The organism is Pseudactinotalea sp. Z1748 (genome assembly GCF_049725185.1).
Taxonomy (GTDB): Bacteria; Actinomycetota; Actinomycetes; order Actinomycetales; family Beutenbergiaceae; genus CALKWS01.
Genome location: NZ_JBMPQB010000005.1, coordinates 74,942 through 95,630 on the forward strand (window position 1 = coordinate 74,942; position 20,689 = coordinate 95,630).

A 20,689-nucleotide genomic window follows, 5' to 3' on the forward strand; every position below is an offset into this window, starting at 1 on the left:
GATGCGATGGACGTCGTGGTCGTCGGCGGCGGTATAGGCGGCCTGACTGCGGCGTGGGAGCTGGCCCGCAGCGGACGCCGGGTCACGTTGGTCGAGGCGTCGGACCATCTCGGTGGGCTCGTGCGTCCGCTCGACGTCGGCGGCGTGATCGTCAACCGCGGGCCGGAAGCGTTCGCGGTGCGGCGGCCCGCGGTGGCCGAGTTGTGCGCCGAACTCGGGCTGCCCACGGAGTTGCCGGCGCACGGTTCGTGGCTGGTCACCCCGGAACAGGGCGCCTTCCGCGCCCCGGCCCGCGCCATGCTCGGCATCCCCGCGGACCCGAGCGCCCCCGACGTCGTCGCCGCCATCGGTGAGGCCGCGGCGCGGCGCGCGGCGCTGGACGCCGATCTGGGCCCGACCCCCGGCTCCGACGCCCGCGACCTCGCGACGCTCATCACCGTTCGGATGGGCGAGGGGCTGCTCGAGCGCCTCGTGCGACCTCTCGTCTCGGCGATCCACGGCGCCGATCCGTCGGTGCTGCCCGTCGACAGTGTCATGCCGGGCCTTCGCGACGCGCTGGGGCGCACCGGGTCGCTTGCCGCCGCCGTCGCCGCGACCCTGCCCGAGGGGCCCGCCGTCGCGTCCGTCACCGGAGGCATGCACCTCCTCGCCGAGGCCCTCGCGGAGGCCGCACGCGCCCACGGCGCCACCTTGCTCACGCGCGCCCCGGTCGCCGCGATCGAGTCCGGTTCCCGCGGGCGCTGGCGGGTCGTGGTCGCCGGCGGCACGGACGTCCCGGAGGCGCGCGACGTCGTCGTGGCGACGTCCGGGGTCGCCACCCTCGCGCTCCTAGAACCGCACGTCGACACCCACGCGTTGCGGACGACCACGGGTCAGCCGACGACCCACATCACGCTACTCCTCGACGCTCCAGAACTTGACGAGGCCCCCCGAGGTAGCGGAGTCATCGCCGCAGAGGGTGTGCCCGGGGCCAAAGCGCTGACCCACGTCACCGCGAAGTGGGACTGGGCCGCCCGGGCCGCCGGGCCAGGGCGGCATGTGATCCGACTCTCCTACGGCCGGCCGGGGCAGGAACCACCCCTCGATTCCCTCGACATCGTCACGGACGCCGCCCGCCTGCTCGGCACCGATCTTCGGGCCGACCAGGTGCGGGACAGCACGGTGGTCCACCACGCCGGAGCGCTCGTTCCGGCGGATCCGCAGGTTCGAGATGCGGTGCTCGACCTGTCCCGGACGATGGCCGGGCGTGGTCTTCACCTTGCCGGCGGGCTCGTCGCGGGCACGGGGTTGCCCGCCGTCGTGACGCGGTCGCGGTCGCTCGCCCCGATGCTGGGCAGCCCGGCCACCGCGCCCGCCCCTCGCGCGGCTGCACGGCCTTCCGATGAGAGGGTGGCACTGTGAGCGCCACCTCCGACTCGAGTCCCTGGGTGCTGGGCACCCGGGGCTCCGACCTCGCCCGCACCCAGGCCGGAGGCGTCGCGGACGACCTCGTTGCCGCCGGCGCCGGGCCCTTCGAGCTGCGCATCGTGCGCACCGAGGGAGACGTCCGCACCGAGTCCCTCGCCTCGCTCGGTGGTGCCGGCGTCTTTGCCGGAGCGCTGCGCGCGGCGCTGGGTGCGGGGAAGGTCGACGTCGTCGTCCACTCGCTCAAGGACCTCCCCACGGCGCCTGCCCCGGGGTTACGGATCGCCGCCGTTCCGGTTCGTGCGGATGCCCGGGACGCGCTGTGCGCACGGGAGGGCCGCACCCTCGCCACACTGCAGCGAGGCGCCCGTGTCGGAACCGGGTCCCCCCGCCGAGCCGCCCAACTGCGCGCCGCCCGCTCGGACCTGGACGTCGTCGACATCCGCGGCAACGTCCCAACCCGGCTTGCTCGCACCGAGGACGATCTCGACGCCGTCGTGCTCGCGCTCGCCGGCCTCGCGCGCATCGGGCTCGCCGCCCGCGCGACCGACGTCCTCGACCCGGCCGTGATGCTGCCGGCTCCCGGTCAGGGTGCGCTCGCCATCGAGACCCGCGCCGAGGTGCCTGAGCCGCTGGGTCGGGCCCTGGCGGCCCTGGATCATCTGCCGACCCTGATCGAAGTCACCGCCGAACGCCAACTCCTCGCCAGCCTGGAGGCCGGCTGCGCCGCCCCCGTCGGTGCGCTCGCGACGCTGGACGGCGAGACGCTCAGGCTCGAGGCGGTTGCGGCGGCCATCGACGGTAGACGGGTGCTGCGCTCGTCCGGGACGACGTCGGTGGACCTCACGGGCCGGCGTGATGATGTGCTGGCGAGCGCTCGCGAACTCGGCCACGAACTCGGCACCGAACTCATCGGGCAGGGTGCCGGCGAACTCACCAGAGCAACCCCGTGACCGAGGCCTCGGTCAGCAGAGACTCCCCAGGTCCGGGCTCGCCGCTCTCCGGCCTGCGAGTGCTCGTCCCGCGGGCCGGCGCCGAGGACCCGATCGCGCGCGCGGTCCAGGAGGCCGGGGCCGTGCCCGTGACCGTCGCACTCACCGAGACCGTGCCGGCCCACGACACCGTGCTGGAGCACGCTCTCGCACTCGGCGGTGCTGCGTGGCTGGTGCTCACCTCTGCTCGCACGGTCTCGGTGCTCGCGGACTACGCAGCGCGTACCGGCACACCGCTCGGGGAGCGCCTCCGCCGTGCTGTTGCGGCCGGCACCCGACTGGCCGTCGTCGGCCCCGCCACCGCCGCCGCGCTCGCCGGCATCGGGCACCCGCCCCACCTGTGCGCCACCGCCCCGGAGTCGGCCAGGACGCTCCTGGCCGGCTTCCCCCATCCCGGCGGCGGCGGTCGCGTGCTCCTGCCGTGCTCCGCCCTCGCCGCGCCGGAACTGGTCCGGGGACTGCGCGAGCGGGGTTGGGACGTGGACCGCCGGGACGTCTACACCACCCAGGGCGCGGACCTCGACGCCGCTGCGCGGGCACGGCTGACCGAACCGTGGCCCGACGTGATCCTCCTCACCGCGGGCTCAACGGTTCGCGCCCTCGTGACGCTTCTCGGTCCGCCGCCCTCCTCCACCGCCATCGCCGTCATAGGTGACCCCACCCGGCGCGCCGCCGAGCAGGCCGGGTTGCGGGTCGGCGGCGTCGCACCGGAGGCGACCCCGGCAGGCCTCATCGCGGCCGCCGTCCACTCACTCCGTCACCGCCACCCCGACCCAGGAGCCGACCACTGATGTCCCCCATGCCCCTGCCCGCCGACCGCCCGCGGCGCCTGCGTGCCAGCGCCCCGTTGCGCCGACTCGTCGCCGAGCACCGCCTCTCGCCCTCCGACCTCGTGCTGCCCGTATTCCTCGCCGAGGGCGCGACGCAGCCGCGTCCGATCTCCTCGATGCCGGGGGTCGTCCAACACACCGCGGACTCATTGCGCGCCGCGGCGCACGACGCCGCCGCTGCAGGTGTCGGCGGCATCATGCTGTTCGGAGTACCCGCCGTCCGCGACGCCGACGGATCGGGCGCTACGGACCCGGACGGGATCGCCAACCGTGGCCTGGCGATGCTGCGGGAGGAGGTGGGCGCGGACGTCGTCATCATCTCCGATCTGTGCCTCGACGAGTTCACCGACCACGGGCACTGTGGTGTGCTGGCGGCGGACGGCTCGGTCGATAACGATGCGACGCTTCGGCGGTACGCCGAGATGTCGCTCGCCCAGCACGAAGCCGGCGCACATGTTCTGGGTCTGTCCGGCATGATGGACGGTCAGGTGGCTGCCTGTCGTGCCGCGCTGGACGAGGCCGGAGCCACCGGCACCGCCATCCTCGCGTACTCGGCGAAGTATGCTTCCGCCTTCTACGGGCCCTTTCGTGAGGCGGTGGACTCCAGGCTCCGTGGCGATCGCCGCACCTACCAGATGGACTTCGCGAACCGCACCGAGGGCACGCGCGAGGCGCTTCTGGACCTCGCGCAGGGCGCCGACGTCGTCATGGTCAAGCCGGCGCTCGGCTACCTCGATGTTCTGTCCGACGTCGCTTCGGCCGTTGACATCCCGGTGGCCGCCTACCAGGTGTCGGGCGAACTGGCGATGGTCGAGGCGGCTGCGGCGAACGGCTGGCTGGACCGGGACCGCACCATCCTCGAGACGCTGACCTCCATCCGCCGCGCGGGAGCCGGCATCATCGCCACCTACTGGGCCACCGAGGTGGCGGGCTGGCTCACCGCCGGCGGAGGGCAAGGAGAGAAATGACAACGAATGATGATCTGTTCACCCGGGCGCTCGGCGTCATCCCCGGGGGCGTGGACTCCCCGGTCCGTGCCTACGGCTCCGTTGGCGGCAACCCCCGCTTCGTCGCCGCGGCTTCCGGTGCCCGCATCACCGACGTCGAAGGACGCACCTACGTCGACCTTGTGGCCTCGTGGGGGCCGGCACTGCTCGGTCACGCGCACCCCGAGGTCGTCTCTGCCGTCCAGGACGCCGCGGCTGACGGGCTGTCTTTCGGTGCGCCAACCCTCGGTGAGATCGAGCTGGCCGAGACCATCCGCGAACGGGTGCCCCCGGCGCAGCGGGTGCGCCTGGTCTCCACCGGAACCGAGGCAACGATGACGGCGGTGCGCCTCGCGCGGGGCGCGACGGGCCGTGACCTCGTCGTCAAGTTCGCCGGTTGCTACCACGGTCACGTCGACTCCCTGCTCGCCGAGGCCGGCTCGGGCGTGGCGACCTTCGGCCTACCCGGTTCCGCCGGGGTCCCGGCGGCAAGCGCCGCACAGACGATCGTGGTGCCGTACAACGACATCGCCGCGATCGAAGCGGTGTTCGCCGAGCGCGGCGAGGAGGTCGCCTGCGTGATCACCGAGGCCGCACCGGCCAATATGGGCGTTGTCGCGCCCGCTGCCGGATTCAATGCGGCCCTGCGGCGTCTCACCGCGCAGCACGGCGCGCTCCTCGTTCTCGACGAGGTGCTGACCGGATTCCGCGTCGGTCCGGCGGGCTGGTGGGGGCTCGAGGGCGCCGAGGAGTCCTGGGCCGCGGACCTCATGACGTTCGGCAAGGTCGTCGGCGGCGGGATGCCGCTGGCCGCGGTTGGCGGTCGGACAGAACTCATGGAACTCCTTGCCCCGACCGGGCCCGTCTACCAAGCCGGCACCCTCTCCGGGAACCCGCTGGCAACCGCGGCCGGGCTCGCGACGCTCCGGCTCGCCGACGCGAGCGTCTACGCGCACGTCGACCGGGTGGCGGGCATCATCGCGCAGGCTGCCGGGCAGGCCCTCTCCGCGGTGGGTGTGCCGCATGTGATCAACCGGGCGGGGAATCTCTTCTCCGTGTTCTTCGGTCAGGGTGCCGCAACCGGCGGCATCCACAACTACGGCGATGCCACGGCGCAGGAGGCGTGGCGCTACCCGGCATTCTTCCAGGCGATGCTCGAGGCGGGGGTGGCCCTGCCCCCGAGCGTGTACGAGGCGTGGTTCCTCACCGCGGCACACGACGACAACGCTGTGGACGTCATCCTCGAGGCATTGCCGCACGCGGCCCGGGCCGCCGCCCGGGCGGTCCCACCTGGTCGATAACGCCAGGCCGCAGCACGGCGGCTTGGCTGTCGCTGGGAAGTGTGCTTGGCTATCGTCCAAGCAACACGTGCTCCGGGGTCGGTGAAATTCCGAGCCGGCGGTGACAGTCCGCGACCCGCGCGTCTGATGACAAGCGGTTGACCTGGTGGAACTCCGGGACCGACGGTGAAAGTCCGGATGGGAGGCAGCACTGTTGGCGCCGTCGGACGACGACGGCGCCAGTGGCATTGTGCGTCCTCAGTCACCCGGCTCACACCGAGGCAAGAGGAGACCAGGTGCCGGACGACGCAATCAACCGGGCGCTCCAGCGCGCCCTCGTTCTCGCTCGGCGGGGACCGCAGCGCGGCGGCAACCCCCGCGTGGGGTGCGTCATCATCGGCTCCTCGGGCGCCGTCCTCGCTGAGGGTTGGCACCACGGTGCCGGGACCGAACACGCAGAGGCCGCCGCCGTGGCGGCAGCTGACCGTGCCACGCTCCGGGGCGCGACCGCCGTCATCACCCTGGAGCCCTGTCACCACACGGGACGCACCCCGCCCTGTTCGCAGGCCCTGCACGCAGCGGGGATCGCCCGGGTCGTGTATGCGGTCCGCGACCCCGATCCGGCCGCCGCCGGTGGCGCACGGTGGCTCCGGTCGCAGGGTTTGGAGGTCCGCACCGCACGGGAGGCAGAGGTGCCCGACGACGTCGTGCGCGGTGCCGAAGCACTCACCGAGGCCTGGGTCACCGCCGTGGAGCGTCGGAGGCCGTGGGTCCTGGGCAAGATGGCGGCCAGCCTGGACGGCCGGGTCGCGGCGGTCGACGGCACCTCGAAGTGGATCACCGGACCGGTCGCCCGCGACCATGCCCACGCGGTGCGCGGCGACGTGGACGCCATCGTTGTGGGCACAGGCACCGTCATCGCCGACGACCCCGCGCTCACCGCTCGCCGGGCCGACGGCACGCCGGCAGACCACCAGCCGCTGCGAGTGGTCGTCGGTAATCGCTCCGTGCCCGCCTCAGCAGCGATCCGCCACGGCCCGGGGGACTGGCTCCACCTCACGACACGCGACATCCCCTCGGTCCTCGCGCGGCTCTGGGATGTCGGCGCGCGCCGCGTCCTGCTCGAGGGCGGCCCGACCCTCCTCGGGGCGGCGGTGCGCGCTGGCGTGGTGGACGAACTGCACACCTACCTTGCGCCGGTCCTGCTCGGCGCGGGCCTGGCCGCCGTCCCCGATCTGGGTGTATCAACCCTCGCCGACGCGCACCGCCGACACACGACCGAAGCACAACACCTGGGTGAGGACATCCTCGTCGTCACCCGCCGACACTGAGGAGTTCTCCGATGTTCACCGGACTTGTCGAGGAGGTCGGAACCGTTGACGATCGGACCGACCTTGACGGCGCCGCCGTTCTCGCTGTCACCGCGACCACCGTCCTCGAGGACCTGCGCACTGGCGACTCCATCGCGGTCGCCGGGACATGCCTGACTGTCACCGAACTGGACGAGCGCGGCTTCACAGCCGACATCATGCCCGAGTCGCTGCGCCGCACGACCCTCGGTTCGCTGGGGCCCGGCGACCCGGTCAACCTCGAACGGGCAGTTCGGGTGGATGCTCGGCTGGGCGGCCACGTCGTCCAGGGGCACATCGATGGCGTTGGCACGGTCCTGCAGCGCAGACCCGGCCCCCGATGGGACGAGGTCGACCTCGGGATGCCCGTCGCCCTCGCCCGGTATGTGGCCGAGAAGGGATCCATCACCGTCGAAGGGGTATCGCTGACGGTGACGTGGGCCGGCGAGGAGGCCTTCGGAGTCGCGCTCGTCCCCACGACTCTGGAGCGGACCACCCTCGGTACGCTGGCTCGGGGGGACAGGGTCAACCTCGAGGTCGACGTCGTCGCCAAGTACGTCGCACGGCTACTCTCGGTGAGGGCCGGCGCGTGAGTGTCACGAAAGTTCCTGCGCGATCGGAGCCCTCGGGTGGCGCGGTCTCGGCGCACCGGGAACGCGTCGACGCCGCTCTGGCGTGCCTGCGCGACGGGCGCCCCGTTCTCGTAGCCGACGACCGGGACCGGGAGGACGAGGTCGACGTCATCCTTCCCGCGGCGACGGCCACCACCGCGTGGGTTGCCTGGACCATCCGGCACACCTCAGGCTACCTGTGCGCCCCGCTTCCCGAGCATCGGGCCGACCACCTGGAGCTGCCGGTCATGGTGCGCCGCACCCAGGACCCGCGCGGCACGGCGTACACCGTGTCCGTCGATGCCTCCGGCGGCGTGGGCACCGGCATCTCAGCGGCGGATCGCGCAACGACCCTGCGAGTGCTCGCCGACCCGGCCGCCGGTCCAGCCGACCTCATCCGGCCCGGTCACGTCCTCCCGCTGCGCGCCGTGCCCGGCGGCGTCCTGGAGCGGCCCGGACACACAGAGGCCGCTGTTGACCTGTGCCGCCTCGCCGGCGTCGGTGACGTGGCAGCCATCGCCGAACTCGTCGAGGACGACGGCACGATGACCAACCGTGCCCGGGCGGCGGTCCTGGCGCGGCGGCACGGCCTCGCCCTACTCACGATCGCCGACCTCATCGCCTACCGGAGTGCCGAGGGTCGGCCTGCGGTTCCACCAGCACACACCTCGATCCGGGTCCGCGCCCGCGGGACCGCCCGCCTGCCCACCCCGCACGGGGTATTCGACGTTCACGCCTATGCGGACCTGCGCACCGGGGATGAGCATCTCGCCCTCACCGCGCCCGCCCCGGTTCATGACAGCGCCACCGCCGCGCGCCCGGACCCACTCGTTCGCCTGCACTCCGAGTGTCGCACCGGGGATGCGCTCGGATCCGCGCGGTGTGATTGCGGGGAGCAACTGCGCACCGCTATGGCCCGGGTCGCCGAGGAAGGCGGCGCGGTGATCTACCTCGGTGGTCATGAGGGCCGCGGCATCGGGCTTCTCCCGAAGATCGCCGCATACGCGCTGCAGGATGCCGGGGCCGACACCGTCGAGGCGAACCTCAGGCTGGGCCATCCCGCCGAGGCGCGCGAGTACGGCGCGGCCGCGGCGATCCTCACCGACCTCACGATGCGCAGGATCCGGCTGCTCACGAACAACCCGGCCAAGGTCACCGGCATGACCGACGCCGGCATCGAGGTGAGCGCCGCGCTCGGGCTCGACGTGGGTCACACACCCGATAACCATCGCTACCTGGAAACCAAGAGGACGGCCATGAACCACCATCTGCCGAGTCTGGACGACCGCATGGGCGGCACAACGACTCCCCACCCCGCCGAACGCGGAACGGACGCCACGGAGGACCTGTCATGAGCGGTGCAGGAGCGCCTACCATCACACCCGACGGCGCAGGCCTCACGGTCACGGTGGTCGCCGCGCAGTGGCACACCACGGTGATGGAGGGCCTCATCGCCGGAGCCCTCCGCGCTACGCAAGAAGCCGGTGCTGTCGCGACTCTTGTGCGGGTTCCCGGTTCGTTCGAACTCCCGGTGGCTGCCGCTGCCGCCGCTCGGGCCGGCGCGGACGCAGTCGTCGCGCTCGGCGTCGTGATCCGAGGGGAAACCCCGCACTTCGACTACGTCTGCCAAGCCGCGACGAACGGTCTCACTGACGTCACAGTACGAACTGGTGTGCCAGTCGGCTTCGGACTGCTCACCACCGACGACGAGGCGCAAGCCCTGGACCGGGCGGGACTGCCCAACTCGCGAGAGGACAAGGGAGCCGAAGCAGCTCAGGCAGCCATTGCGACGGTACTCTCCATTCGCCGACTCGACCAGGTCAGGAGGGAGCCGCCCGCTCCGTCGCTTCAGTCGCGCTGACGGCGTGTGTCGCCGGCCGGGCCGTCGCGGGTCATCTCCTCCAGGACTTCGACGGGTGACTCCACATCGCCGCGCCACGCCTCGATGCCCTCACGGATCGCCAGGAAGGCGACCACGAAGGCCGCGACGGAGTCGGCCCAGGCCCAGCCGAACAGGGTGTTGAGCAGCAGACCGATCAACACCGTGCCGGACAGGTAGACGCAGAGCACGAGTTGCCTGGCATCGGCCATGACACTCTTGGACTGCAGTTCACGGCCGGTTCGGTGCTCCAGCCAGGCCAGCGCCGGCATCACGATCAGGCTCAGAGCCGCGATGCCGATACCCAACGGGGAGGAATCGACGTCCCGGGTTCCGGCCAGGGAGAGTACCGAGTCGGTGATCACGTAGGCGGCCAGGGCGAAGAACGCGATGCCGATGGCGCGGACGGTCGGTTTCTCCCAGCGTTCAGGGTGCTCGCGGGTGAACTGCCACGCGACCGCAACCGCGGACAGGACCTCGATGACCGAGTCGAGCCCGAAGCCGATGAGAGCGGTGGAGGAGGCAAGGGCGCCGGCCCAGATCGCGACGACGGCTTCCAGGACGTTATAGGTAATGGTGAAGGCGACGATGAAGCGCACGCGGCGATGGAGCCTCATGCGGCGCGCGGCGGTGACCGCAGCGGTCATGAGGTCCTCGCGGCGCAGCAGTCCGGGACGGGGCAGGCGGCATCCATACACGGTGCGTCCTCATCGACGGCCAGCGTCACCTCGACCAGGACGGTCAGGGCGCGGGCCAGGTGTGGATCGGCGATCTCGTACCGCGTCCGGCGGCCCTCCGGTTCGGCGACGACGATGCCGCAGTCGCGCAGACAGGTGAGGTGGTTGGACACGTTCGAGCGGGTCAGCCCGAGATCGCGGGCCAGCGCGGCCGGGTAGTTCGGCGCGTCCAGGAGCGTCAGGAGGATCCGGGACCGGGTCGGGTCCGCCATGGCCCGGCCCACCCGGTTCATGACGTCGAGATGGTCGGCAACAGTCAGCACCTGATGACTATACAGCGGTGACTGTACCAATTTGTCGCGCCCGTCTTATGACGGCAGCGCTCGGGGTCGGGCCGGCAGACTGGCCGGTGCCGTACTCCCACCACGAAGGGTCTGCTCACCGGCGCCTCCAACGCCTATGGCGGGGGTCGCAGCGAGGTGATCCTGGGCAAGGCGATCACCGAGGCCGGCGGCGTGCCGGCGGGCAAGCAGATCGTCTCCAAGGCTGACGCAGAGCCCGGTACCGGCATCTTCGGCCGGGATCGGGTGATGCGCTCCTTCGAGGAGTCCATCACCAGGCTCGGGCTGGATACCCTGCCGCTGTATCAGTTGCACGACCCGTACACGATCACCTTCGCCGAGGCGATGGGTACCGGGGCACGACGGTCCTGAACGCCGCTCCCTACGGGGGCGGGCTGCGCGCCGGTGGCCCGCGGGAGGGGGCGACCTACGCCTACCAGGTTTGACCTGCTCCGGATGATGGTGACCCGGCCGGTGGCCAACGCGATCACGCTACCGCGCGCAGGGACCTACCCGGTCAGGGTCGAGAGGATCTGCGCGAGTTCCCCGGGCCGGGTCAGCATCGGCCAGTGCCCGGAGTCGATGTCGACGAAGGCGACCTGCTCGGCCTTGGTCAGTTCGGGCATCTCACCGGCCTTCAGCCACGCCTTGGCGTCCTCGGTGCTGTACTCCGGGCACACCAGCACCACCGGCACGGCGTAGCGGCGCTCATCGCGCAGGTGCACCACGCCCTTGGTGACGGCGCCCGGCACCGGGATCGCCGCTGCGCTGAAGCGGTCCTTGGCAGCCTGGTCCAGGTCGGCGGAATCGGGGCCCTCGAAGGCTTCCCAGCCGGGGAAGGGGACCTGCCCGTCGGTGGGTTCGAAGAAGTCCGCGTAGGTTCCGCCGTCAGCGGTCGGGAAGCCGCCGATCAACGCGACCGTGGCGACCTTCTCCGGCCTGGCATCGGCGGCGATCCAGGCCAGGGTGCACGCGGCCGAGTGCCCCACCACCAGCACCTGACCGGATGCGGCGTCCACCGCCTGCAGCACTGCCTCGACCTGGTCGGCGAGTGTGGCCTGCTGCCCGGCGGAGCCGCTGGTCTGTCCCGGGAGCGCCACCGGGTGCGGGCGGTGGCCGAGTCGTCGAAGTTCGCCGGCCACCTCGTCCCAGGCGCTCGCGTCCAGCCACAGCCCGGCGATCAACACGATGTCCATGCTCATCCCTCCTCGTTCGCCAGAATATCCAGGTCACGTTCGGCGTACCGCCGGTGCTCCCACTGCTCGACCAGCACGATCCACAGGCAGGTCCTGACCGGGAAGTCCTCCGCTTGCGGCCAGCCCGGTTCGGTGCGGGTCACCGTCGCCTCCAACCGCTCCGGGGTCAGGTCCTCGATCACCCGGCGCACCGAGGCGGTGCGCTGGTCCCGGACCGCCAGTACCTCGTCCAGGGTTGGACGGGCCTGGCGGTCCCATGGGATTCCGTCCCAGCCGGGCGCTTCGTCCCAGGGCAGGTCGAGCGGGTGCCAGGGGGAGAGCTCGCCCAGGATCATCCGATCCACCCAGGCGGCATTGGCGAAGTTCAGGTGGCGCAGGGTCTGGATGAAGGACCACTCCTCATTGACGCTGCGATGCAGGATCTCCTCATCGAAGGTGCGTGCGCGTTCGATGGTGCCCTGCCACAGGCGCTCCAGGGTGGTCCAGGCCCGGCCGAACTCCTCCGGAGTGCTGGCCCGCAGGAGGGTGCGCTCGGGCTCGCGCCGGTCGAGTTCCGCCTCGATGAGGGGGCCGACGTCGACACCGTTGATCACGACGTTGCGCAGTTCACCATCGATCGTGACGTCGACCAGTTCGGCACCGCGCACCCGGGTCCCGGCGAACAGCGACCCGCGGATGTCCGCGCCGGAGAAGTCGACCGAGCGCATCCGGGCGTCGGTGAACCGGACCCTGGTCAGGTGTGCCTCGCGCAGGTTCACCCGCTCCAGGGTGGCGCCGGCCAGGTCTCGATCGGTGAGATCGGTCACAACCGGGCCCCGCTCATGCCGAGCGGGTGCCACGCCTGCGGCGACGTCCGGAATGGCGGGCCGACGCGCTCCGCGGCCGGATCAGGTCCCACTCCGGTGGGTCGGCCGGGGTGCGCACCACGTGCAAGCCGAGTGCGGCATTGCTGAGTTGTTCCATGACTCCTCCTTCGTTACTGACCACCGTAGAAGCCATTCCGGACGATCTACTTCCGCCTTCCTTAGATGCGGTACTACCGTGGTCCGATGACCGACCTGAGCCCCACCGCCCGTGCGTTGCGCGCGTTGGAAATCCTGCACGCCCGCCCGGGGGTGACCGCCGAGGAGCTGGCCCAGCGGCTGGATGTCAGCGAACGCGCCGCCCGGCGCTACATCGGCATCCTGCGCGAGGCCGGGATCCCGGTGGAAGCGACCCGCGGCCGCTACGGCGGCTATCGGCTGGGCCGCGGCACCCGGCTGCCGCCGGTGACGTTCACCGAACTCGAGGCGCTCGCGCTGGTGATGGCGGTGCTGGACAGCCACCCCACCGCCACCGATGACGACGACGCGGTGGGCCAGGCGCTGGGCAAGGTGATCCGGGCGCTACCCCCGGCGATCGGCCGCCAGGCCGGGGAGATGCGCGCCCACGCCGCGGCTGCACCGGATCCCTATCAGGCCCAGGCTGACCCGGCCATCGCCAGTGCGCTGATCGCCGCTGCTGCAGCGCACCAGCGCACCCGGATCACCTACCGCAGCAACCCGGACCGGGAGTGGGACGCCGACGTGGACCCCTGGTCGGTGGTGGTGCGGTTCGGGCGCTGGTACCTGCTCTGCTTCGCCCACCACGTGCGCGCGGTGCGCACCTACCGGGTGGACCGGATCTTGAAGGTGCAGCCCGGCACGTTCACGTTCGAACCGCGCCAGGACCTGGACCCCGTGGCCGAGCTGGAGGAGAACCTCGGCCTGGGCTGGCCGTTCGAGACGCGGGTGGTCTTCCACCATCCGCCGGACGAAGTGAAGCAGTGGGCGCATCCGGCGATGGGCCGCCTCGATGACCATGCCGAGGGGTGCCTGCTGAGCGGGACCACCAGCGACCCGTACATGTACGCCGCGGAGTGGCTGGCCCGCATCCCGCTGTCCTACCGGGTGGAGGGCGGGGCCGAACTGCGTGAAGCCGTGGTGGCGCTGCGGGATCGACTCGGCGTGGCGGTGTTCGGGTAGCGGACCGGTCAGGTGTCGGGGAACAGCCGGGGCACCAGCCACAGGCAGGCGATCATGCCGAACAGTTCCACCAGCGCCTGGATCACGATCACCAGCGCCACCACCTCCCACCCGGGCGGAAGCGCCAGCGCCACCGGTAGCACCAGGAACGAGTTCCGGGTGGCCAGGGTGAAGGCCAACGTGCGACCCCTCGCCGGAGCCAGGCCGAGGAGAAGGGTGCTGACCCTGGCCACCACCAGTGCGCCGGCGAGGAAGACCGCGGCGACGGTGACGACGACCGGCACCAGGTGGGCGGCCCCGAGTGCGGCATCGGTGTGGGCCGCGGCGACGGCGAGGATGACCAATCCCAGCAGGGGCACCGGGGCGTGTCCCAGGATGTTCCGGATCTGCTCACCATCACGGCGCCGGCGCAGCACCGGCTCGGTCAGCACCGCAGCCAGCAGCGGTCCGAGCACCACGAGCAGCGCCGGCCACAGGTCGGCGATGTCCAGTGCGGCGCTGATCCGGGTACCGGCCATCAGCCACGGGTAGGCAGGTAGGAGGAGGAACTGCAGAAGGAGGTTCACCGGCGTCAGCGCGATCGCGGCCGGTGTGTCACCGCGACCCAACTGCGTGAACGTGATGAACCAGTCGGTGCACGGCACCAGCAGCACCAGGAGCAGTCCCAGCCGCAGCGCGTCGTGGGCGGGGGTGAACTGCAGCATGAGCCATACCAGGGCCGGCATGATCAGGAAATTGCCGGCCAGTGCGGACCCGAGAAATCGACCATCGGCGAATGCCGCTGCCATGGAGCGCAGCGGCACCTGGGTGAAGGTGGCATAGAGCAGCAGGGCCAGCGTCGGCCAGACCGCGATCTCCAGCACGAGGCCGGCCTGGGGCCACCGGCTGCCAGTTCCGAGACCGAGCAGGGCGAAGCCGAGATAGATCCAGACCTGCCCGCGCTCCAGTCGCTCGCGGAGGGTGGGAGTCGGCACGCGGTCGACTGTAGGTCAACGGGGACCGCCTGGAGCCGCGAGCCCCTCGATCCGGTTGACAGGACCGATATGATGGAATAGTCAAGTCATCATCCTGGAGGCAGTGTGGGGTTCGCGGTACGGGATCAGCCGCTGTATGAGATCAAAGCCGACCTGTTCAAGGGTTTGGCGCACCCGTTTCGGATCCGGATCCTTGAACTCCTCTCCGCCGACCCCGAGGTCTCGGTGGCGCAGATGCTGATCGACATGGACCTGGAGGCCTCGCACCTGTCCCAGCACCTGTCCGTGCTGCGTCGGCACCGCTTGGTGACCTCCCAGCGGCGGGGCTCACACGTCTACTACCGGCTCGCCTCCGCGCGAGCCGCCGAACTGCTCACGGTGGCCCGGTTGCTGCTCGCCGACGTCCTGCAGACCAACGCCGCCCAACTCGAACAGGCCACCGCACCGGCGTCGCAGCCCCAGGCTCCGCCCCGGAAGCCGGCAGGGACGGCCCAGGTCTGGCCGACCGATGCGGTGGAGGCTGAGTGAGCACCTGGCGCTCCTTGTTCCCGAGCCGTCAGGACTACACCGGACTGGGCAGGACGTGGAAACGCGACGTGATGGCGGGGCTGACGGTCGGCATCGTCGCGCTGCCCCTGGCCCTGGCCTTCGGGGTGAGTTCCGGTGCGGGCGCGGAGGCCGGACTGATCACCGCGATCGTGGCCGGACTGGTGGCCGCGATCTTCGGTGGCTCCCACATCCAGGTCTCGGGCCCCACAGGGGCGATGGTGGTGGTGCTGCTGCCGATCGTGGTCGACCACGGTCCCGGTGCCCTGGTGGTCACCAGCGTGATGGCCGGCCTTGTGGTGCTCATCGCCGGATTCCTACGGCTGGGCCGCACCATCAGTTACATCCCCTGGCCCGTGGTGGAGGGGTTCACGATGGGGATCGGCGTCATCATCTTCGCCCAGCAGATCCCTGCCGCCGTCGGGGCCTCCGATGCGGTCGGCTCCACCAACGCCGTGGTCGCGGCTGCCCAGGCGTTCGGCGCGGCCACCTGGCCCAGCACCTTCCTGACCCTGGGTGCGGTGGTCACCGTGGCGGCCATCATGGTCGCTACCGGTCGGTGGCTGCCGCAGGTGCCGGGCTCCTTCCTGGGGATCGTGCTCGTGACCGTGATCGCCGTCGTCGCCGCGGTGCCGCTGGAGACCATCGGCGCCCTGCCCGACGGCCTGACCGCACCCACGCTGCCGGAGGTGAACCTGGACATCCTGCAGACGCTGGCCGGGCCTGCCCTGGCGGTGGCCGCGCTGGCAGCGATCGAGTCGTTGCTCTCGGGCCGGGTTGCCCACTCGATGTCCGAGGTGGGCCCGTTCGATGCGGACCGGGAACTGGTGGGGCAGGGCCTGGCCTCGGTGGCCTCGGGCCTGTTCGGGGGCATGCCGGCCACCGCGGCGATCGCCCGCACCGCGGTGAACGTGCGCTCAGGAGCCCGAACCCGGGTCTCCGCGGTGGTGCACGCCCTGGCGCTGCTGGCCGTGGTGTACCTGGCCTCCCGGGTGGTGTCCCAGGTGCCACTGGCCGCGCTCTCCGGTGTGCTGATGGTGACCGCCGCGCGGATGATCTCGGCGCGGGTGGTGCGCACCATGTTCGCCACCACCCGCTCCGACGCGTTGGTGTTCACCATCACCGCCCTGATCACGGTGTCCTTCGACCTGGTGGTGGCGATCCTGATCGGGCTGGCGGTGGCGGCGTTCTTCGTGCTCCGGGGCCTGAGCCGGGCCAGCGGGGTGCACCGGGAAACGATCGCCGGGAAGGTCCAACCCGGCGATGAGCGGATCGCGGTGTTCCGCATCGACGGTGCCCTGTTCTTCGGCGCGGTGGAGCGGATCATGGAACGGGTCGGCGAGCACGAGGGGATCGACGTGGTGATCCTGCGCCTGTCCCAGTTGCATCTGGTCGATGCCACCGGCGCGCACTCCCTGGCCGCGGTGGTCTCGGAGTTGGAGAAGCGCGGCGTCACGGTGCTGATCAAGGGGGTGCGTCCGGAGCACCTGAACCTGATGCGCCGGCTGCAGGTGTTCAGCGCGTTGCGGCACCGCAGCCACCTGTTCGATGATCTGGAGCCGGCGGTGGAGCACGCCCGCTCCCACATCCAGCGGATCGACGCGGCCGCCCGGCCCTAGCCCGCTCCCGCCCCGCGAACCGCCCGGGATGGTGGCGAGGCCGGCTCAGGGCTCGCCGACGCGCAGCCGGGTGCCGTAGCGGGCGCGGATGGCGTCGTTGTGCTCATCCCCGCCGGGTACGTTCGCCGACACCAGGATCGGCGGCGTGTCGCCGCGATCGAGCATGATGCCGCAGACCTCGGCGGCGATCATCTCCGCGATCATGTTGGCGGTGACGGCGCTGGAGGGTACGGCCGCCCCGACACCCGGGATCTCCACCTCGGCATCGCCGAACACCGACCCGTTGTCGATCACCACATCGGCCACCTCGAACAGCCGCCGGCCCGAGGGGTGCCGGGAGGTGATCTGGGTGGTGTGGTCCATGCTGGTCACCGCGATCACCTGGTGCCCGCGCCGGCGGGCCTGCACCGCCATCTCCACCGTCGCCCCGTTGCCGCCGGAGTTCGAGGCGATGATGAAGGCGTCGGCCGGGTGCAGTTCGGCCAGGTCCAGCACCGCGTGGGCGGTCTCGGGCCTGCGCTCGGCATCGGGGGTCATGATGTCGGCCGGGTCGGTATCGCCGTACATCACCACGTCCTTGACGTTGAGTTGATTGGCCGGGACCAACCCACCGGCCCGGCCGGCCACCTCCATCGCGAATCCCCGGGAGTGCCCGGTGCCGAACGCCTGGATGATGCCGCCGGCGTCGAGCGCCCGCACGTACACCTCCGCGGCCGCGCGGATGTTGACGGTCTGGGTGGTCAGCACCCGGGTCACGGCGGACATGATGGCGGATGCGGCGATGGTCTGGTTGATCACGGTCACGGAAGGTCTCCCGGGGTTAGGTGGCACCGCCGCGCGGGGTGGCGGCGGCGAAGGAACGGGTCAGGGTGAACGGGTCGGTGATCGCGGTCCCGACGACGACGGCGTGGGCGCCGGCATCGAAGGCTGCGTTCACATGGGCGGGTGTGCGGTAGCGCCCTTCGGCGACGACGGGCACATCGAACTCGGCGCACATGGCGGCGAGCAGGTCGAGGTCGGGGCCGGCGGGCTCCGGCCGTGCCGTTGCGGTCGCGGTGGCCGCATCAGCACCGGTATATCCGGCCAGCGTGGTGGCCAGCAGATCGGCACCGGCCCGGGCGGCGTGCTCGGCGCTCGGCATCGAGTCACAGTCGGCCATCACCGGCACGTCCAACCGGGCATGGATCGCCTCGATCAACTCCGCCAGGGTCAGTCCCGCAGGGCGCGCGCGTGCGGTGCCGTCCACCGCCACCATCGCGGCCCCGGCGCGCACCACCTGCTCGGCAGCGGTGAAGGTCGGGGTGATGTAGACCCCCACCCGCCGGCCGGCCTTGGTGATCCCGATGATCGGCAGGTCGGTGACCGCGGCGATCGCGGCCACATCGGCAGCCCCGTTCGCGCGGATGCCCACCGCGCCGCCGGCCTCGGCGGCCCGGGCCATCGCGGCCATCACCGGTGCCTGCCGGATCGGACTGGCCTCGGGAGCCTGGCAGGAGACCACCAGGCCCCCAGCCGGAACGGGCATCGCGCGGCCACTCACACCGGCCGCCCGGGGGAGGGAAGGGAGGGGAGATCGCCTTGCGGCTCAACGGCAGGGAACGTCGTCGTCGGCCGGCTCGAAGTGCCGAAGGCGTGCACCATCGCGGCATAGGGCCCGGCATCGCCGCCGGCGAGCCATGCCGCCCCGTCGAGTGCGGTGCCGGCCGGATCCTGCAGGTGCGCGTCCGGCAGCACCTGGGCCAGAGCACTGGCCAACACGGGGGTGAGCACCTGGCGCGAACGCATCAGGCCACCGACCACCACGACCGGGACCGGACCGGTACCGAACCCGGCGGCCGCGGCGGCGATGGAGCGGGCCAGCGAGGTCATCGAGGTCCGCACCAGTGCTGTCGCGGTCGGCTCGCCGGCACCGGCTGCGGAGATGACGTCCGCGGCGAAGGCGGCCACAGCGGCGACCGGTGCCTCGGAGCGATAGATGCGGTGTGCGATCTGGGCCACCGGACCGTACCGGGCGATGGCCGCCTCGGTCAGGGTTGTGGGCGGGTGCAGACCCTCGGCGTGCTCCAGCACGGCCCGCAGCCCGCGCCGGCCGAGTTGGAAGCCGGACCCCTCATCGCCGAGCAGGTAGCCACGACCGTCCACCACGTTGAACTCACCGCCCGGGGTCAACCCGATGACGGCGGTTCCGGTGCCGATCGCGGCGACCACACCGGGCGCGCCCCGCAGGGCACCGGCGTGACCGGTGACGTCATCCCCGACCAGCAGTACCCGGGTGGCGCCGCTGGCCGCAGCCACACCGCGGGCCAACTCCCGGAGCGACTGGTCCTCCTGGAACAGCCCGCTCATCCCCAGCGCGGCCACCTGCACGCGCGGGCTGCCCAGCCGCGCCAGCCCCTGCCGGATCGAGGCGAGCATCCCCGGCACATTGCCGCCGGGGCGATGCTGCACGCCGTCGGCCTGTGCCTGGGCACCACCGGAATGGCGCAACCGGATCTGGGACTGCCCACCATCGATCGCCAGCCATGACGTGGTGCTCATGGGCCGGCCTCGGGCATCTCGACTCCTCCTGACAGGTGACGCACTTATCCCCAGCGACCCAGCCTCGCAGGCCGGCGCCGATGACTTCAGCCTAAGGGGCGCAGGTGCACGTGCGGTCGCTGACGCGACCGCACCTCGCCGGTCGGGTGCCCCAGTCGCCGCGAGGCCGGCGGGAACAACCTTCGGCAACCGGTTGTTGATGCCGGTTTCCCGGTGTTTGTCTGGGCCGATGATCATCGAACAGGCCGACGTCATCGTCACCAGCCCGGACCGCAACTTCGTCACCTTGAAGATCACCACCGACGATGGGCTCACCGGCCTGGGTGATGCCACGCTGAACGGCCGCGAGCTCTCGGTGGTGTCCTACCTGCGCGACCACGTGGTGCCGCTACTGATCGGCCGCGACGCCGGGGCGATCGAGGACACCTGGCAGTTCCTCTACCGCAGCGCCTACTGGCGCCGCGGTCCGGTGACGATGGCCGCGATCGCCGCGGTCGACGTCGCGCTCTGGGACATCAAGGCCAAGGCTGCCTCGATGCCGCTGTACGAACTGCTCGGCGGGGCCTCCCGGCGCGGGCTGCTCGCCTACGGACATGCTTCGGGCGGCACGCGCGAGGCGCTGTTCGACAGCATCCGCGACCACCAGGAGCAGGGCTTCAAGGCCATCCGGGTGCAGAGCGGGGTGCCGGGCCTGAAGTCGATCTACGGCATTGCCTCGGACGCCACCTACTCCGAGGGTGAGACGCACGAGTACGAACCAGCCCAGCGCGGTGCGCTGCCCCATGAGGAGGACTGGGACACCGGCAGCTACCTGCGCCACATCCCGACGGTTTTCGAGGCAGTCCGCAACGAGTTCGGCCCCGAGCTCCCGCTGCTGCACGATGCTCACCACCGGCTCAGCCCGATCCAGGCGGCGCGCCTGGGCAAGTCCCTGGAGCCCTATGACCTGTTCTGGCTCGAGGACGTCACCCCGGCGGAGAACCAGGAGGCGTTGCGACTGGTGCGCCGGCACACCACCACACCACTGGCGATCGGGGAGATCTTCAACACCGTCTGGGACTATCAGCAGATCGTGCGGGAACAACTCATCGATTACGTGCGCAGTTCGGTCACCCACACCGGCGGGATCTCCCACCTGAAGAAGGTGCTGGATTACGCCGCGCAGTACCAGATCAAGTCAGGGATGCACGGGCCCACCGACGTCTCTCCGGTGGGAATGGCCGCGGCGCTGCACCTGGGCCTGGCGATCCACAACTTCGGAATCCAGGAGTACATGCAGCACGGGGCCCGCACGAACGAGGTGTTCGACCAGTCCTTCACCTTCACCGACGGGCTGCTGCACGCCGGGGACGCTGTGGGCCTGGGCGTCGAACTGGACACCGATGAGGCGGGCAGGTATCCCTATGAGCGGGCCTACCTGCCCTATAACCGGCTCGCCGACGGCACCGTGCACGATTGGTGAGG

At 71.3% G+C, this 20,689-nt stretch carries 23 protein-coding genes and 1 riboswitch; of the genes, 14 read left to right on the forward strand and 9 right to left on the reverse strand.

The features are described from left to right. The first annotated feature begins 6 nt into the window (after positions 1-6). The 9 genes from ACO0LU_RS12000 (at position 7) to ribH (ending at position 9,313) form a co-directional block, all read left to right on the forward strand. Entirely contained in the window at positions 7-1,401 is a 1,395-nt protein-coding gene (locus tag ACO0LU_RS12000) for a protoporphyrinogen/coproporphyrinogen oxidase (protein ID WP_424791593.1), read from the forward strand. Beyond that, positions 1,398-2,357 carry a hydroxymethylbilane synthase gene (gene hemC, locus ACO0LU_RS12005; protein WP_424791594.1) on the forward strand — a complete coding sequence of 320 codons (960 nt, stop codon included), beginning with the start codon at positions 1,398-1,400 and terminating at the stop codon, positions 2,355-2,357. The genes ACO0LU_RS12000 and hemC overlap by 4 nt, the downstream gene beginning before the upstream one ends. Further along, positions 2,354-3,187, forward strand: coding sequence for a uroporphyrinogen-III synthase (locus ACO0LU_RS12010; RefSeq protein WP_424791595.1), 834 nt, complete (start codon positions 2,354-2,356; stop codon positions 3,185-3,187). Before hemC ends, ACO0LU_RS12010 begins: the two co-directional genes overlap by 4 nt. An 8-nt stretch (positions 3,188-3,195) precedes the next feature. Beyond that, entirely contained in the window at positions 3,196-4,194 is a 999-nt protein-coding gene (gene hemB / locus ACO0LU_RS12015; RefSeq protein ID WP_424791846.1) for a porphobilinogen synthase, read from the forward strand. Then, a complete protein-coding gene (gene hemL / locus ACO0LU_RS12020; RefSeq protein WP_424791596.1) occupies positions 4,191-5,513 on the forward strand; it encodes a glutamate-1-semialdehyde 2,1-aminomutase in 1,323 nt (440 codons plus the stop codon). Before hemB ends, hemL begins: the two co-directional genes overlap by 4 nt. A gap of 65 nt (positions 5,514-5,578) precedes the next feature. After that, a riboswitch (FMN riboswitch) is annotated at positions 5,579-5,706 on the forward strand. 82 nt (positions 5,707-5,788) lie between these two features. Next, on the forward strand, positions 5,789-6,823 hold the full coding sequence (ribD, locus tag ACO0LU_RS12025; protein WP_424791597.1) for a bifunctional diaminohydroxyphosphoribosylaminopyrimidine deaminase/5-amino-6-(5-phosphoribosylamino)uracil reductase RibD: 1,035 nt from the start codon (positions 5,789-5,791) through the stop codon (positions 6,821-6,823). 11 nt (positions 6,824-6,834) lie between these two features. Continuing rightward, a complete protein-coding gene (locus ACO0LU_RS12030; protein WP_424791598.1) occupies positions 6,835-7,434 on the forward strand; it encodes a riboflavin synthase in 600 nt (199 codons plus the stop codon). Then, entirely contained in the window at positions 7,431-8,807 is a 1,377-nt protein-coding gene (ribB, locus tag ACO0LU_RS12035; RefSeq protein WP_424791599.1) for a 3,4-dihydroxy-2-butanone-4-phosphate synthase, read from the forward strand. Before ACO0LU_RS12030 ends, ribB begins: the two co-directional genes overlap by 4 nt. Further along, positions 8,804-9,313 (forward strand): 6,7-dimethyl-8-ribityllumazine synthase, encoded by a 510-nt coding sequence (ribH, locus tag ACO0LU_RS12040; protein WP_424791600.1) that lies wholly within the window; start codon positions 8,804-8,806, stop codon positions 9,311-9,313. Before ribB ends, ribH begins: the two co-directional genes overlap by 4 nt. Here ribH and ACO0LU_RS12045 read toward each other — a convergent pair. Further along, on the reverse strand, positions 9,301-9,978 hold the full coding sequence (locus ACO0LU_RS12045; RefSeq protein WP_424791601.1) for a cation diffusion facilitator family transporter: 678 nt from the start codon (positions 9,976-9,978) through the stop codon (positions 9,301-9,303). The two genes, ribH and ACO0LU_RS12045, sit on opposite strands and share 13 nt — an antisense overlap. Beyond that, positions 9,975-10,331 (reverse strand): Cd(II)/Pb(II)-sensing metalloregulatory transcriptional regulator CmtR, encoded by a 357-nt coding sequence (gene cmtR / locus ACO0LU_RS12050; protein WP_424791602.1) that lies wholly within the window; start codon positions 10,329-10,331, stop codon positions 9,975-9,977. The genes ACO0LU_RS12045 and cmtR overlap by 4 nt, the downstream gene beginning before the upstream one ends. A 111-nt stretch (positions 10,332-10,442) precedes the next feature. Between cmtR and ACO0LU_RS12055 the strand changes: the two genes are divergently transcribed. Then, positions 10,443-10,721, forward strand: a complete 279-nt coding sequence (locus ACO0LU_RS12055) for an aldo/keto reductase (protein WP_424791847.1) — start codon at positions 10,443-10,445, stop codon at positions 10,719-10,721. Positions 10,722-10,858: 137 nt separating this feature from the next. On the opposite strand, the gene ACO0LU_RS12060 is transcribed toward ACO0LU_RS12055, so the two are convergent. Genes ACO0LU_RS12060 through ACO0LU_RS12070 form a run of 3 tightly spaced genes read right to left on the reverse strand, consistent with a single transcriptional unit; the run spans position 10,859 to position 12,508 of the window. After that, positions 10,859-11,551: an alpha/beta fold hydrolase gene (locus ACO0LU_RS12060; protein WP_424791603.1), complete on the reverse strand. Its 693-nt coding sequence runs from the start codon at positions 11,549-11,551 to the stop codon at positions 10,859-10,861. Continuing rightward, entirely contained in the window at positions 11,548-12,351 is an 804-nt protein-coding gene (locus ACO0LU_RS12065) for a DinB family protein (protein WP_424791604.1), read from the reverse strand. The genes ACO0LU_RS12060 and ACO0LU_RS12065 overlap by 4 nt, the downstream gene beginning before the upstream one ends. Positions 12,352-12,364: 13 nt before the next feature. After that, the gene (locus ACO0LU_RS12070; RefSeq protein WP_424791605.1) at positions 12,365-12,508 is read right to left on the reverse strand and encodes a hypothetical protein; all 144 of its coding nucleotides are present in this window, start codon (positions 12,506-12,508) and stop codon (positions 12,365-12,367) included. A gap of 86 nt (positions 12,509-12,594) precedes the next feature. Between ACO0LU_RS12070 and ACO0LU_RS12075 the strand changes: the two genes are divergently transcribed. Beyond that, positions 12,595-13,548, forward strand: a complete 954-nt coding sequence (locus tag ACO0LU_RS12075; RefSeq protein WP_424791606.1) for a helix-turn-helix transcriptional regulator — start codon at positions 12,595-12,597, stop codon at positions 13,546-13,548. 8 nt (positions 13,549-13,556) lie between these two features. Here the strand turns inward: ACO0LU_RS12075 and ACO0LU_RS12080 are convergent, their stop codons facing one another. Next, positions 13,557-14,522, reverse strand: a complete 966-nt coding sequence (locus ACO0LU_RS12080) for an arsenic resistance protein (protein WP_424791607.1) — start codon at positions 14,520-14,522, stop codon at positions 13,557-13,559. A 105-nt stretch (positions 14,523-14,627) separates the two neighbouring features. Between ACO0LU_RS12080 and ACO0LU_RS12085 the strand changes: the two genes are divergently transcribed. Further along, entirely contained in the window at positions 14,628-15,050 is a 423-nt protein-coding gene (locus tag ACO0LU_RS12085; RefSeq protein WP_424791608.1) for an ArsR/SmtB family transcription factor, read from the forward strand. Beyond that, positions 15,047-16,687: a SulP family inorganic anion transporter gene (locus ACO0LU_RS12090; RefSeq protein ID WP_424791609.1), complete on the forward strand. Its 1,641-nt coding sequence runs from the start codon at positions 15,047-15,049 to the stop codon at positions 16,685-16,687. Before ACO0LU_RS12085 ends, ACO0LU_RS12090 begins: the two co-directional genes overlap by 4 nt. A gap of 45 nt (positions 16,688-16,732) precedes the next feature. Here the strand turns inward: ACO0LU_RS12090 and ACO0LU_RS12095 are convergent, their stop codons facing one another. The 3 genes from ACO0LU_RS12095 to ACO0LU_RS12105 are packed head-to-tail and all read right to left on the reverse strand — an operon-like array spanning position 16,733 to position 19,225. Then, a complete protein-coding gene (locus ACO0LU_RS12095) occupies positions 16,733-17,491 on the reverse strand; it encodes a sugar isomerase domain-containing protein (RefSeq protein ID WP_424791610.1) in 759 nt (252 codons plus the stop codon). Positions 17,492-17,507: 16 nt separating this feature from the next. Continuing rightward, positions 17,508-18,212, reverse strand: coding sequence for an N-acetylmannosamine-6-phosphate 2-epimerase (locus tag ACO0LU_RS12100; RefSeq protein WP_424791611.1), 705 nt, complete (start codon positions 18,210-18,212; stop codon positions 17,508-17,510). Between the two features lie 11 nt (positions 18,213-18,223). Next, positions 18,224-19,225: an N-acetylglucosamine kinase gene (locus ACO0LU_RS12105; RefSeq protein WP_424791612.1), complete on the reverse strand. Its 1,002-nt coding sequence runs from the start codon at positions 19,223-19,225 to the stop codon at positions 18,224-18,226. A 229-nt stretch (positions 19,226-19,454) separates the two neighbouring features. Here ACO0LU_RS12105 and manD point away from each other — a divergent pair, with 229 nt between their 5' ends. After that, positions 19,455-20,687, forward strand: a complete 1,233-nt coding sequence (gene manD, locus ACO0LU_RS12110) for a D-mannonate dehydratase ManD (RefSeq protein WP_424791613.1) — start codon at positions 19,455-19,457, stop codon at positions 20,685-20,687. The last annotated feature ends 2 nt before the right edge of the window (positions 20,688-20,689 follow it).

Excerpts from the sequence above, each read along its gene's own strand:
- ribH (WP_424791600.1), top strand. The coding sequence starts at position 8,804 with ATGAGCGGTGCAGGAGCGCCTACCATCACACCCGACGGCGCAGGCCTC.
- ACO0LU_RS12075 (WP_424791606.1), top strand. The coding sequence starts at position 12,595 with ATGACCGACCTGAGCCCCACCGCCCGTGCGTTGCGCGCGTTGGAAATC.
- ACO0LU_RS12100 (WP_424791611.1), bottom strand. The coding sequence starts at position 18,212 with ATGCCCGTTCCGGCTGGGGGCCTGGTGGTCTCCTGCCAGGCTCCCGAG.
- ACO0LU_RS12105 (WP_424791612.1), bottom strand. The coding sequence starts at position 19,225 with ATGAGCACCACGTCATGGCTGGCGATCGATGGTGGGCAGTCCCAGATC.
- hemB (WP_424791846.1), top strand. The coding sequence starts at position 3,196 with ATGCCCCTGCCCGCCGACCGCCCGCGGCGCCTGCGTGCCAGCGCCCCG.
- ACO0LU_RS12000 (WP_424791593.1), top strand. The coding sequence starts at position 7 with ATGGACGTCGTGGTCGTCGGCGGCGGTATAGGCGGCCTGACTGCGGCG.
- ACO0LU_RS12070 (WP_424791605.1), bottom strand. The coding sequence starts at position 12,508 with ATGGAACAACTCAGCAATGCCGCACTCGGCTTGCACGTGGTGCGCACC.
- ACO0LU_RS12030 (WP_424791598.1), top strand. The coding sequence starts at position 6,835 with ATGTTCACCGGACTTGTCGAGGAGGTCGGAACCGTTGACGATCGGACC.
- ACO0LU_RS12045 (WP_424791601.1), bottom strand. The coding sequence starts at position 9,978 with ATGACCGCTGCGGTCACCGCCGCGCGCCGCATGAGGCTCCATCGCCGC.
- manD (WP_424791613.1), top strand. The coding sequence starts at position 19,455 with ATGATCATCGAACAGGCCGACGTCATCGTCACCAGCCCGGACCGCAAC.
- hemL (WP_424791596.1), top strand. The coding sequence starts at position 4,191 with ATGACAACGAATGATGATCTGTTCACCCGGGCGCTCGGCGTCATCCCC.
- ACO0LU_RS12060 (WP_424791603.1), bottom strand. The coding sequence starts at position 11,551 with ATGAGCATGGACATCGTGTTGATCGCCGGGCTGTGGCTGGACGCGAGC.